Source organism: Arthrobacter sp. ISL-72, from assembly GCF_018613755.1.
Taxonomy (GTDB): domain Bacteria; phylum Actinomycetota; class Actinomycetes; order Actinomycetales; family Micrococcaceae; genus Arthrobacter.
On sequence record NZ_JAGGPP010000001.1, the window covers coordinates 209,125 to 221,822 of the forward strand.

General features: G+C 67.7%; 11 protein-coding genes. 6 read left to right on the plus strand and 5 right to left on the minus strand.

Going from position 1 to position 12,698, the window contains the following annotated elements; all coding sequences use genetic code 11:
* Positions 1-13: 13 nt before the first annotated feature.
* The gene (locus J7I92_RS01015) at positions 14-1,009 is read right to left on the minus strand and encodes a Gfo/Idh/MocA family oxidoreductase (protein ID WP_214836113.1); all 996 of its coding nucleotides are present in this window, start codon (positions 1,007-1,009) and stop codon (positions 14-16) included.
* A gap of 1 nt (position 1,010) precedes the next feature.
* Positions 1,011-2,219, minus strand: coding sequence for a Gfo/Idh/MocA family protein (locus J7I92_RS01020; RefSeq protein ID WP_214836115.1), 1,209 nt, complete (start codon positions 2,217-2,219; stop codon positions 1,011-1,013).
* Between the two features lie 108 nt (positions 2,220-2,327).
* Between J7I92_RS01020 and J7I92_RS01025 the strand changes: the two genes are divergently transcribed.
* Positions 2,328-3,359, plus strand: coding sequence for a LacI family DNA-binding transcriptional regulator (locus J7I92_RS01025; RefSeq protein ID WP_214836117.1), 1,032 nt, complete (start codon positions 2,328-2,330; stop codon positions 3,357-3,359).
* Between the two features lie 14 nt (positions 3,360-3,373).
* Here J7I92_RS01025 and J7I92_RS01030 read toward each other — a convergent pair whose 3' ends face one another.
* Both J7I92_RS01030 and J7I92_RS01035 read right to left on the minus strand, forming a co-directional pair.
* On the minus strand, positions 3,374-4,633 hold the full coding sequence (locus tag J7I92_RS01030) for an MFS transporter (RefSeq protein ID WP_311380027.1): 1,260 nt from the start codon (positions 4,631-4,633) through the stop codon (positions 3,374-3,376).
* Positions 4,634-4,815: 182 nt separating this feature from the next.
* Positions 4,816-6,300, minus strand: a complete 1,485-nt coding sequence (locus J7I92_RS01035) for an MFS transporter (protein WP_311379996.1) — start codon at positions 6,298-6,300, stop codon at positions 4,816-4,818.
* A gap of 139 nt (positions 6,301-6,439) precedes the next feature.
* Between J7I92_RS01035 and J7I92_RS01040 the strand changes: the two genes are divergently transcribed.
* The 5 genes from J7I92_RS01040 (at position 6,440) to J7I92_RS01060 (ending at position 11,357) form a co-directional block, all read left to right on the plus strand.
* On the plus strand, positions 6,440-7,306 hold the full coding sequence (locus J7I92_RS01040) for a helix-turn-helix transcriptional regulator (RefSeq protein ID WP_214836122.1): 867 nt from the start codon (positions 6,440-6,442) through the stop codon (positions 7,304-7,306).
* A complete protein-coding gene (locus tag J7I92_RS01045; RefSeq protein ID WP_214836124.1) occupies positions 7,303-7,680 on the plus strand; it encodes a RidA family protein in 378 nt (125 codons plus the stop codon). Before J7I92_RS01040 ends, J7I92_RS01045 begins: the two co-directional genes overlap by 4 nt.
* Before the next feature lie 166 nt (positions 7,681-7,846).
* The gene (locus J7I92_RS01050) at positions 7,847-8,374 is read left to right on the plus strand and encodes a PadR family transcriptional regulator (RefSeq protein WP_214836127.1); all 528 of its coding nucleotides are present in this window, start codon (positions 7,847-7,849) and stop codon (positions 8,372-8,374) included.
* Positions 8,371-9,084 (plus strand): ABC transporter ATP-binding protein, encoded by a 714-nt coding sequence (locus J7I92_RS01055; protein ID WP_214836130.1) that lies wholly within the window; start codon positions 8,371-8,373, stop codon positions 9,082-9,084. The genes J7I92_RS01050 and J7I92_RS01055 overlap by 4 nt, the downstream gene beginning before the upstream one ends.
* Entirely contained in the window at positions 9,081-11,357 is a 2,277-nt protein-coding gene (locus J7I92_RS01060; protein ID WP_214836133.1) for an FtsX-like permease family protein, read from the plus strand. Before J7I92_RS01055 ends, J7I92_RS01060 begins: the two co-directional genes overlap by 4 nt.
* Before the next feature lie 35 nt (positions 11,358-11,392).
* Here J7I92_RS01060 and J7I92_RS01065 read toward each other — a convergent pair whose 3' ends face one another.
* Complete coding sequence (locus tag J7I92_RS01065) at positions 11,393-12,568, minus strand: MFS transporter (RefSeq protein ID WP_214836135.1); 1,176 nt, start codon at positions 12,566-12,568, stop codon at positions 11,393-11,395.
* Between the last annotated feature and the right edge of the window lie 130 nt (positions 12,569-12,698).

Sequence of the window (12,698 nt, forward strand, 5' to 3'; positions counted from 1 at the left end):
GTGTTCCATCCGCTCAGTACTCGATCCGCTCGGTCCGTCCGCTGCGCAGGGAACGGACGGCCGCCTCGGCGATGGCCTGGGCCTTGAGCCCGTCCTCCAACGAGGGGGTTGGCGCCGCGCCGTTTTCCAACGTGCAAACGAAGTGGGCCAGCGCAGCGGCGTACGTGGGCCGAACCCGTTCGAACCATCCGGAGTGCAGGCCGTCGTCGACCACCTGCCCCGCCCGGTAGCGGGAAACCGCGCCGGTGCGGCGCCGCTGGGTCTCGGCCATCCCTTCGGAGCCGAACACCTCGATGCGTTCGTCGTAGCCGTACGTGGTGCGCCGGATGCTGTCGATCTGCACCAGCGCGCCGGTGGGGAGGCGGAGCGTCACGGCGGAGGTGTCGACGTCGTCGTACTCGGCCAGGCGGGGTTCCGCCAGGGCGGACCCGACGGCGGACACCTCCACCGGGTCAAGCCCGGTCAGCCAGCGGACCAGGTCGAAGAAGTGCACGGTCTGGTCCCGCATCTGGCCGCCCGACGCGGCGATGTAGGACAGCGGCGGCACTGCCGGTCCACGCGTGGAGAGCTGGAGGAGTTCGACGTCGCCCACCTCCCCGGCGTCGATGATCCGCTTGAGTTCCAGATAGTCGCGGTCAAAGCGGCGGTTGAAGTCGACCATCACCGGGACGCCGCGTCCGGCCGCATGTGCGGCGGTCTCCCGGGCGCGGCGCAGGTCGAGGTCAATCGGCTTTTCGCACAGCACCGCCAGGCCCGCGTTGGCGGCACGGACCAGGTGCTCGGCATGCGTGTCGGTGGAGGAGGCAATGAACACAGCATCGACGTGGTCGGGGTCGAAAACCTCGTCCAGGTCGCTGACAGCCTGGGTTCCGTGGGTTTCCGCGAGGGCCTTGGCCCGTTCGGTGTCGATGTCGTAGATGCGTGAAAACTGGATGCCCTGATGGGCTGCAAGGTTGGCGGCGTGGACGGAGCCGATGAAGCCGGCGCCCAGGAGGGCGAAACGCTGCATGTCAGACTCCTGCCTTCTGGGTGGACGCCGCCGTGGATGTCGCCAGCGTGGACGCGGGGGCGACCCAGGCCGAGTCACGGTGGCAGGAGGCCGCCACGGCTTCGACGAACTGGACGCCAATGAGTCCATCTCGTCCGGTGGGGATGGTCAGTTCCCGCTCCGGCGGCGGAGTGCCGTCGCGGCGGGAACGCAGGATGTCCGCCAGGTCGCGGTAGAAGTTCGCGAAGGCTTCGAGGAACCCTTCCGGGTGGCCCAGGCCGACGCGGGTGAGGCGGGTGGCGTCTTCGGAGAGGGTGCTCAGGCCGTGGGTGAGCATGGTGGTGGCGCCGTTCAGGTCTTGGACCGTGAGGTGGTGCGGGTCCTCGTGCTGCCATTCCAGGCTGCCCTTGTCACCGAAAACCCTGATGCGCAGGCCATGGTTGTGTCCGGTGGCGGCCATGCTTGCCCAGAGCCTGGCGGGCACTCCGCCGGTTAGCTCCAGTTCGGCGGTGGCGTGGTCGAAGACGCTGCGGCCGGGCACCAGCGTGCTGAGCCGGCCGGACACACGGGCCGCGTCCAGTCCCGTGATGTAGCGCAGCAGGTGATAGGCGTGGGTCCCCAGGTCCGCCACGACGCTCGGGAACCCGGCAACGTCCGGATCGGTGCGCCAGCGGGCCTGCTTGTGGCCTTGTTCCTCCAGCGGCGAGGCCGCCCACCCGGAGGCATGCTCGACGTCGACGAAGGTCACCTTGCCGAGGTCGCCGTCGCGGACCATACGCGCCGCGTGCCGCACCATCGCGTACGCCGAATAGCAGTGCGGGACCGCGAGGAACGCCCCGTTCTCCTCGGCAAGGCGCACCAGTTCCGCGGCGGTGTCCGAGTTCCGGGTCAGCGGCTTTTCGCACACCACCGAAATTCCGGTCTCCAGGAAGGTGCGGGCAATGTCGAAGTGGCTGTCGTTGGGCGTGGCGACTACCACGACGTCGGCGCCGTCCGGCCGTGCGGCCTCGGCCGCTGCCATTTCCGCGTAATCGCGGTACGACCGGTCCTCCGCAATGCCCAGCTCGGCGGCGACGGCGAGGGAACGGTCCCGGTCCCGGCCGAACACCCCCGAGTTCAGCTCGAACTGGTCGTCCAGACGCATTGCGTAGCGGTGGGTTTTGCCGATGTCCGCCCCGGCGCCGCCTCCGACCATTCCCGCGACCAGCCGGCGTTCATACGGTGCACTCATAACGTTCCCTCAACTCTTGGACAAATTCTTGGACCGGTCCATAATCGGATGGATAAGAGCCGTTGGTCAACCCCTTATGCTGAGTTGGGACCTGAGAGGAGACGCAGCATGGACAGTTCACCCGCCATCGGCGAACCGCTGCGCCGCCCCACCATCCGTGACGTAGCGGACCGCGCCGGCGTCTCCAAGTCCCTGGTGTCCCTGGTGCTGGGCGGCTCCACCAGCGTGAGCCCGAGCCGCCGCCAGGCCGTGCAGGACGCCATGGCCGAGCTCAACTACCGCCCCAACCAGCTGGCACGCGGGCTTTCCAGCCCGCGCAGCGGAACCATCGGCGTGCTGCTCAATGACCTGCGCAATCCGTGGTTTGTGGAACTTTTGGAGGGGTTGGCCGCCTCGCTGCACTCGGCCGGCGTCTCCCCCGTCCTCGTCGACTCCTACACCGACCACCGGGTGGGCCGGAACTCGGTGGAAACCCTGCTCGAGCAGCGCATCGACGGCATCGTCGTCGTCGGGACCACCACCGAAACCGCCGCGCTCCAGGCGGCGGCCGCAACGGTTCCCGTGGTCCTCGCCGGGACCCGCGAGCCCGAACTGGGCCGGACCGACGTCGTGGTTAACGACGATGAAGCGGGCGCGCTCCAGGCAACGGAGCACCTGATTTCCCTGGGCCACCAGCGGATCGCGCACCTTCAGGGGCCGGGCCTGATCGCCGCACTCCGGCGCGAAGGGTACGAATCCGCCATGCGGGCGGCCGGCCTCCAGCCGCTGGTGGTGGCCGGCGGCATGAGCGAGGAAAGCGGGTACGACGCAACGCAGCGGCTTCTGTCCCGCGGCGAGCGCCCCACAGCCATCTTCGCGTTCAACGACATCGCGTGCATCGGAGCCCTCTCGGCGGCGGCGGACCAGGGTCTTCGTGTCCCGGACGAGCTTTCCCTGGTGGGGTACGACAACACGTACCTCGCCAAAATCCGCCACCTGTCCCTGACGTCGGTGGACAACGGCAATATCGCCGTCGGGCTGCAGGCCGGCAAGTTCATCCTGGAGCGCCGGGAGCGTCCGGAACTGCCGCAGCGGCTGCACCTGGTCGCCACGCAGCTCATGGTCCGGGGATCCACCGGCCACGCACCGGCACCGGGCTGAGGCCCGCCCGCGGGTCAGCCGCCGATGAAGCGGTTGCGGCCAGCGCGGTAGCCGAACCCGGCGGCGAGCGCCCCCACGGCCAGGAACAGCATGCCGGCCGCCGCGAAGGATCCCGTGGCCTGGTGCAGCTGCCCCACCATGAGTGTGCCGGTGGAGCCGAGGCCGTAGCCCACGCCCTGCATCATGCCTGACAGGTGCGCGGCCGTATGTCCATCCCGGGTGCGCAGCATGATCATGGTCAGCGCCACCGCCGTCAGGCTCCCCTGGCCCAGGCCCAGCAGCCCGGTCCACACCCAGATGAAGTCCAGCGGCCCGAAAATGCTCAGTGCGAAGCCGCCGCCGGTCATCAGCGCGACGACGGTGTTGATCATGCGCTGGTCGCGGAACCTGGCGGCCAGCGCCGGCGCGAACAGCGAACCGAGCATCTGCAGCACGATGGACGCGGACACGACCAGCCCGGCCGTCCCGCCGTCCACTCCCCGTTCCCGCAGGATGGGCGCGAGCCAGGCGAACACGCTGAAGGACATCATGGCCTGCAGCACCATAAAGATGGTGACCTGCCAGGCGACCGCCGAGCGCCAGACATTCACGCCGTCGGCAACGGTCTGGTGCCGCGGGTGCCGCTGCCGGACGGCTAGCGGAAGGAACAGCAAAAGCACGACGGCGGCGGGCAGCGCCCAGGACCACAGCGCCACGGTCCACTCCCCCGAAGCGGCGAACACGGGGAAGGTGAATCCGGCGCCCAGTGCTGCGGAGGCGCAGATGGCGGTGGTGTACAGGCCGCCCATCAGCCCCAGCCGGTTCGGAAAGTCCCGCTTCACGAGGCCCGGCAGCAGCACGTTGCAGAGGGCAATGGCGGCGCCGCATGCGGCTGTTCCGGCAAGCAGCGCGGGCACGTGCCCGGCCCCCGGCAGTTCGACCGGGCGGAGCAGCAGCCCCGCGGTTAGCACGGCCATGGCTCCGAGCAGCACGCGTTCCGCGCCGAAGCGCCTGGCAAGGACCGGAGCCAGCGGGGCGAAAACTCCCAGCAGGGTGACCGGCACGGTGGTGAGCACCACCACCGCCCAGCCCGGCAGCCCGGCGTCGGACCTTATCTCCGGGAGCACTGCGGCGAAACTGGAGAACACGGTGCGCAGGTTCAGCCCGATCAGCACCAGGCACACGCCGAGGTAGATCAGGCCGCGCCGCCCGGTAACCTGCGTGGGCTCGGCGGCGGGCAGTTCGTCGACCTCGGCGTCCACCAGCGTTCCGGAGGTGTCGGGCCGGCCGCGCACGGAGGCCGCGGTTTTGGAAGCTGCGTTCTGAGTTTTGGACGCTGCGTTCTGGGCTTCGGTCACGGGCCCATTCTCGCAGGGCCGCCCCCTTGGGATTGAGTTTTTGTCCACTTATCGCGAGTTAAAGCGTCCGCAACGCCCGTTATCTGGACAAAAACTCGACGGCGGTCGCGGGCGGGACGTCACGCGCCGGTTGCCTTGCGGGGCAGCGCGAAGGCGAGGACAAGGGCGGCGGCGAAGCACAGTCCGGCGTTGGTCCCGACGGCGGGAAGGACGCTGTCCAGGACCTGCCCCGGGGAGGGCGCCCCGGACTGGTGCTGCAGGGTGGCGGCCATGACGGTGCTCATGACCGGGATGCCGAGGGTGATGCCGATCTGCTGGCTCATGGTGGCCAGGCCGGTGGCAAGGCCCTGTTCGGCGTTGGGCAGCCCGGTGGTGGCCGTGACCATAAAGCCGACGATGGCAGCGAGGTTGGCGACTCCTCCGATGAAGGTTGCCACCAGTACAACGATGAGTGACACCGGCCCGGTGTTGATGAACAGCAACGAAGCAGTGGCAGCGGCCTGGATGCTGAGTCCGGTGATGATGGTGTTCTTGGGACCGAATCGGCCGATCAGCTGAGGTGCGAGAATCCCGCCGACGACGGTGCCCGCGCCGAGGACAGCGAAGGACAGGCCGGCGCCAAGGGGCGTGTAGCCGAGGACCTGCTGGAGGTACAGGGTGAGGAAGAAGACCAGCGATGTTTCGGTGGCGAACGCGATGATCCCGGCGATGTTGCCCCAGGCGATGTTCTTTCGGCGCAGGATCGTGACGGGCACCAGCGCGTGGACAGTGTTTTTCTCGATGACGTAGAACATGACGAACAGCACCGCAGCGAGGACCAAAGGCCCCCACGCCATCGGATCAGCCCAGCCCCGTTCGCCGGCTGTCGTCAAACCCAGGACCAGCAGCAGCAACGCGCCGGTGACGGTGACAGCGCCCGGCATGTCCAGCGTGTTGCTGCCGCCGCGCCGGGATTCGGTCAGGAGCTTCGGGGCGAGGAAGAGGACGAACAGTGCCACCGGGACGTTGATGAAGAACGCCCACCGCCAGCTCAAAAGATCCGTCAGGAGCCCGCCGAGGATCGCGCCGGCGGTGAACCCTGCAGCCATCAGGGATCCGTTCAGGCCCAGCGCCTTGGCACGCAGGGGCCCTTCCGGAAAGGACGTGGTGAGCAACGACAGGGCGGCCGGGGTAACGGCGGCTGTGGCAATGCCCTGGGCCACGCGGGCGGTGAGCAGCAGCCCCGAGTCAGCGGCGAGGCCGCCGAGAAGCGAGCCGAGGCCCAGCAGCGCCATCCCCGTGATGAAGAGTCGCTTGCGCCCGAACAGGTCGGCGACCCGACCGAAAAACAATGTGAAGCCGGCTGCGCACAGTGCGAACGACGTCGCGATCCATTGCAGATGTTCCAGGGAGATGCCGACGTCGGCCCCGATCCTTGGCAGGGTGACGTTCAGGATGGAGAAGTCCACCGCGAGGGTGAAGCTGGCGGTCAGCAGCACGACCATGATGAGGCGCTGCCGGCCAGTCATCCGGTTGGGCGCCCGGTTGGATGCTTGGTCGGATGAGTGGTCCGCAACCGGTGGCGCAGTGAATTGAGGGACAGCGGGGGTGTCTTGGGCGGTCATGGCAATGGTTCCAATCAGACGACGGCGGGCAGGTGTTCCGTTCCACCGTGCCGCCCAGCGCCAGGGACAGCCACGCCGTGTTGTGGGTAGCACTGGCAGTGCTACCCACGGTCGGCGAAGTTCGGGAATACTCGGGGTTATGAACCAACCAGCAGCCATGGGCGACTTCCTGCGCAAGCGCCGCGCCGCCCTGAGTCCGGGCGACGTCGGCCTGATGGATTACGGCACCCGGCGGGTCCCGGGCCTGCGGCGCGAGGAGGTGGCGATGATGGCGGGCATGAGCGTGACCTACTACGCCCGGCTGGAACAGGGCCAGCACCTCAACGCCTCGGATGCCGTCATCGACTCGCTGAGCCGTGCGCTGTCCCTGACCGAGGTTGAAAAGAAACACCTCGCCGACCTCTCCGGCATCCGGCGAGGGCGGGGGCAGGCGCGCTCCAAGACTGCCCGGAGCCGGCCCGACCAGGTGCGGCCGGGGACAAAGCGGCTGATCGAGGCAATGAGCAGCGTGCCCGCTGTGGTGATGGGCAAACGTACCGAAGTGCTGGCCTGGAACCCTGCCGGCCACCGTTTGGTCGCCTCACAGCTCGATTTTGACGCGCCGGAATCAGTTGTCGGCCGCCCCAACATGACGCGGATGCTGTTCCTCGAGGAGGCCACGCGCAGCCTCTACCCGCAGTGGCACGCGGAGGCTGGCCGCGCGGTCGCATCCCTGCGCCTGCTTTCCGGGCGGTTCGCGGACGACACCGAATTGGCTGCCCTGGTTGGCGAGCTGACACTGAAGAGTCCGGAATTCGGGGCGATGTGGGCGGAACATCCCGTGGAGAACTGCATGTCGGGGCGGAAAACCATGAACCACCCGGATCTGGGAGTGCTGGAGCTGGGCTTTGAAGTGCTGACCCTGCCCGACGATTCCGGGCACCGCATCCTGACGTACACAGCCGAACCGGGCAGCCGCGCAGCCGCCGCCTTCGCTCAAATTGCGTCTGATCTGAGGCAGCTATGACCCGGTTCCACTTCAGCCCGGGCCTGCACCAGTCCAGCGCCCCGTTTTCACATTTCGTCCAGCACGGCCAGACCGGGTACACCGCCGGCATCATCGGCCAGGACCGCGAAACCGGAGCGCTGGTATCCGACAATGTCGCGGACCAATGCTCGGCAATGATGGACAATCTGGAGATTCTGCTGGACGAACTGGGGCTGGGCCTGGGCGACATCCTGCGGACCACGGTCTATTTGACGGACTACCAGCACTTCGAAGCCATGAATGTCGTCTACGGGCAGCGGCTCGCCAAGCCCTTCCCGGTCCGAACGACTCTTCAGGTGGCCGGCCTGCCGCTCGGGGCAAAAGTACAGATCGACGCGGTGGTCCGGGTGTAGGCAGCTCCCGCGGGAGTTTTTGTCCACTTATCGAGGGTTAAAGCGCTCGCAACTCCCGTTATCTGGACAAAAACCTCGACGGCGACGCGCCACTCCCGCGATACGCACCGCCCCGCCGCATTCAGAAGCTGGCGCCTCACTATGAACTCGGTGTATAGATGTACGTGTGAACAACTCCCTCACCCTCCTGGGCCTCCTGAACCGGGAGCCGAGCTACGGCTACGACCTCAAGCACTCCTACGACCGATACTTCGGCACCGGCAAGGCCTTGGCCTTCGGGCAGGTGTATTCCACGCTGGCCCGCATGGTCCGTGACGAGTTGATCCGGGCCTTGGGAGAGGAAACCGGCGCCGGTCCGGACCGCAAGAAGTACGAGATCACCGGTGCCGGCGAGGACAAGGTGCACGAGTGGCTGTTCACCCCCGACGTGCCATCGGAAAACCTGCAAAGCAACCTCTTCGCCAAGACGGTGATCGCCCTGCTGCTCGGCAACGACGCCGAGCAGCTGCTGGACCTGCAGCGCAGCGAGCACATGGCCCGGATGCGTGAACTGACGCGCCTGAAGCAGGAGGGCGACCTGCTGCAGATACTGATGTGCGACCACGGCCTGTTCCATATCGAAGCCGACCTGCGTTGGATTGACCTCACCGGCGCCCGCTTGACCCAACTCAAGAAGGAGCTCCAGAGCGCATGAAAACCACGTCTACAACTTCACCCATCCTCAGTGCCCGCGGACTGCACCATTCCTTCGGGCCGACCCAGGCATTGCGCGGCATCGACCTCGACGTTCAGGCCGGGGAGGTGCTCGCGGTCATGGGACCGTCCGGGTCGGGCAAGTCCACATTGCTGCATTGCCTGGCCGGCGTTTTTATCCCCGACGCCGGTGCAGTGACGTACCGTCCTCCCGGACGGTCCGGACTGGAGATCAGTGCGTTGCGCGAGTCGAAACGGGCCCGGTTGCGTCTGACCGATTTCGGCTTCGTCTTTCAGTTTGGCCAGTTGCTGCCGGAGCTCAGTGCGGTGGATAACGTCAGCATCCCGCTGCTCCTGGCGGGAACCAGGCGCCCGGAGGCGATGCGCCGGTCGTCGGAGCTGCTGGAACGGCTCGAACTGGACGGGCTGGGCGCCAGGCTGCCCGGTGAGCTCTCCGGCGGCCAGGCCCAGCGCGTCGCCGTTGCCCGTGCGCTGGTGACAGCCCCGGCCGTGCTGTTTGCGGATGAGCCGACCGGCTCCCTGGATTCCCTCGCGTCGGAGAACGTGCTGACCCTCATGCTCGAGTTCGTCCGGGAAACCGGCACGACAGTAGTGATGATCACCCACGACGCGCGCACAGCCGCCTATGCCGACCGGGAAGTCATAGTGCGCGACGGCGATATCGCCGCCGGTTACCGGGTGACCGCATGAACCCCGGGCTGCTCAAACTGGCGGTGGTCGGTAGCCGGTCGTCGCTCGGCAGGCTTGCCGGCATCACTGCGGGAGTAGCCGTCGGCGTCTGCCTGCTGTTGTTGCTGTGGGGCGGCGCCAACGGATTGAGCGCACGCGATAACCGCGGCGCCTGGCTGCGCGAAACCGGCAGCCCCGCCGTGTCCGTTCCGGCGGCCAGCGACGCATCCGTTCCGGCGGCCAGCAATCCGGCAGCCCCGCCGGCCAGCGACCCGTCCGCTTCACAACAGGCAACACCTCTGCCGTTGACCCCGGACACGGTGCTTATGCGGGCAAACCCGGTGGAGGTGTTCCGCGGTGAGCTGATCAACCGCCGGGATTTCGCGGCACTGGGCTCAACCAACGTCCGGATCCCCGGGGTCGGCCGCCCGCCGGCGCCCGGCCGCTACTACGCTTCGCCAGCCCTCCAGCGCCTGATCGAATCAACGCCCAGGGACCAGCTCGGTGACCGCTTCGGGGAGTTCGCCGGAACGATTGACGATGCGGCCCTGCCCGGACCGGACTCCCTGATCGTCGTCACGGGGGCCACGGAAGCCGAACTCCGTCAGGGCGGGACTGCCTTCCTGGTATCGGGATTCACCACCAACCCCTACGGCGGCAGCGCGGCGGCTTACGTTACGGTGCTGCTCATCGGCGCCATGGCGGTGTTCTTCCCCGTGCTGCTGCTGATCAGCATTGTCACCGGCCTTGGTGCAGCCCAGCGCCGGGAACGGTTCGCGACCCTGCGCTTGATTGGCGCCTCGCCGCAGGCAGTCTCGCGCATCGCCGCCGTCGAAACCGCCGTCCCCAGCCTGCTCGGCGCGGCGCTGGGCGTTGTACTGGCGGCCTTGCTGAGGCCGGTTGCGGCGCAGATACCGGTCAACGGCACCAGGATGTTCGACGCCGACCTGGCCACCGGGTGGGCGGCCGGCACCGCCGTCGTCGGCTTGGTAGTGACGGCTTCAGCCGTGGCGGCGGGGAACCGCACTACCCGCGAAGGCATCGGTCCGCTGGGGGTGACGCGGGCGGTGCACGAAAAGACTCCTACGCCGTGGCGGATGGTCCCGTTGCTTGCCGGCCTGGGTGCCATGACGGCGGCAGTCGTCATCATCCGGGTCCTGGAGGTGCGCGTGCCGTGGCTCGAATCACCGCTCCTTATCGGCGGTTTTATGCTGATCCTCGTGGGCATTGTGGTCATCGGCCCGTGGCTTACCCTGTGCGTAAGCCGGGTCGGGCTGCGCCGGGCGCGGAGCGCGGCGGCCGTCATTGCGGCGAGCAGGATCCAAAGGACCCCGGTGGCAACGTTCCGTTCCGTCTCGGGGCTGGTGATCGCGGTGTTCGTTGTGTCCGTGTTCGCCGGCGGTTCCAGCATCATCCAAACAACGGAAGCGCCCACTGCCCGTCCCGGTTTGCTCCAGCCCGCCAGCCTCCACGCCACTGTGGGCACCGGACAGACTCCGGACCAGGTCACGGCGGCCGCGAGCAAGGCGGCCGAACTGCCTGGAGTGCGAAGTTCCGTCGTCGGCTATGGCCCGGCCGCCCTCCACGAAAGGGATGCCGGTCCGGAAATCTACCTTCGCGCAGCGGATGCTCCCGGCCTGGGGTTCGAGGACATCCCGGGAACGGAGGTCGTTGCCGTTGACTCGGCGTTCCTCCGCTTTTCGACGCAGCCGCTGGCACTGGCCCCGGCTCCCGCGGGAACCCTGGACGGGTTGGTGCCGGTGGTGATGGTGGTGGGCACCGACGGTACTCCCGAGGCCATGGACCGGGCCCGGACCACACTGAACCGTTCAGGGGTCACGGCCACGCCGGCCACTTCCCCATCGGACATCCAACTGCAGTCGGCCACCCGGCTAGTCCAGGGACTGGCGGTCCTCGCCTACCTCGGCATGTTCGTCGCCGTCGCCATCGCCGGGCTGTCCCTGGCCGTGGCCACCGCCTCCGCTGTCCTGGACCGAAGGAGAGTCCTCGGGCTGATGCGGCTGATGGGGATGCCGGTCTCCGTCCTGCGCCGGCTCATCACCCGCGAGGCAGCCGTTCCGCTGCTGACCGTGCTGTTGCTCTCGATCGGGCTCGGGTTCCTGGTGGCATGGCTGATGGTCACCGGCATCAACGACGCCTACCGGGTGACGTGGCCGGCGCCCGATTACTTTATAGCCCTGGGCCTGAGCCTGCTCCTGGCCCTCGGAGCGGTCATTGCAACGTTCGGCCTGATCCGGGGCAATACGGGCATCTCTGCCACCCGCTTTGAGTAACCGCCCTTGCGCGGCAACGGCGCGGGCCGGGGCATTTAGCTCGCCGTCCCCGCACCTGGCGGACCCGCCGCCGGGTTGGGGTAGATGAGCATTAGGGCGGCGGAAACAATCCAGATAAGTCCGACGGCACCCACCGTCAGCGCCCCTCCCGCGAATCCTGTAGCCGACGCGGCCAACGCTGCCCCGCCCGCGGAGGCACTGGCCCGCAACCCTGCACTGACTGTGAAAATCTGGGATCTAAGGTGGGACGGACTGTGCCCGTTGCGGAGAAAGAGCATCGCCGCCGCGGTGGGAGCCGTGAAGAACCCTGACAGTCCAATCGCGATGATAGTCCAGGCGATCCCCAAATCCATCGCAGCCGCGATCGTCAGCAGACCGGTGGCAAGGAAACCGGCCATCATGACGAACTGCGGGCGGCGGCGCGTGGGCCGGGCCGTTTCGAAGAGTGCGCCAAAGAGGCTGCCAATCGCGAAAGACGTCACCACAGCCGCGCCTTCGGTGGGTGATCCCGCCCTTTCAATTGAAAGGGCCACCGCCGCAATCGCCAGGCCACCCTGGCCGAGCTGGGTCAGGGTGGACGAGCCGGTGACTACGGCCAAGGGTCGATGGCTAACGATTCGGTGCAGGCCTGACTTAATGGCCTTCATGGGCGAACCTCCCCTGCGGGAGTGGGGGCGAAGGCCGGCGGCGCGTATGGCCAGCGAGCCAAAGGCGGCGGCAGCGGCGAGCACCCAGAGGGCGGCCTGGGCCGGCAGAAATGCGGCGATGACGGCCACCAGCGCCGGCCCGGCTACGGCAGAGACGTTGTAGGACAATGCGTCGTAGGCAAAGGCCCGGCGTACATCGGGAATCGCGCCGGCCGCGAAGCTGGACAACCCGCCCATGTAAAAGGGCGAGACCGCTCCGGCGGCAACCAGCAATACGAAGGCCGCAGGCAGTGGCATCTGGCCGATGAACGCGGCCGCCGCGAAGGCCACGGCGGTCACCATTCCCGATGCGGCCACCAGCAGGCCTGGCCGGCCCGCCCGGTCCAGGGCGACACCAACCAGTGGGGCGGCAAGGACGCTCGGGCCGAGCGATGCAGCTACCAGCAGGCCCCCGACGGCGACATCACCCAGCCGCTGCACGGCCAGGATGGGAAGCGCTACAGCCGCACCGGCACTCGCCATTCGTGGCGGAACAGAAGCCGCGAGATATCCGAGCGCACCCATAGTATTCAGAACCCCTTCAGGCAAGTGGATTGCTTCCGAAATGGTGTCAGGGGAACTGCGTTCCGGCCTACGTGAAGCACTATCCAGTCTAGAAGGCGCCGGCCCGGGCGGCCGCTCACCCTCTGCCGCC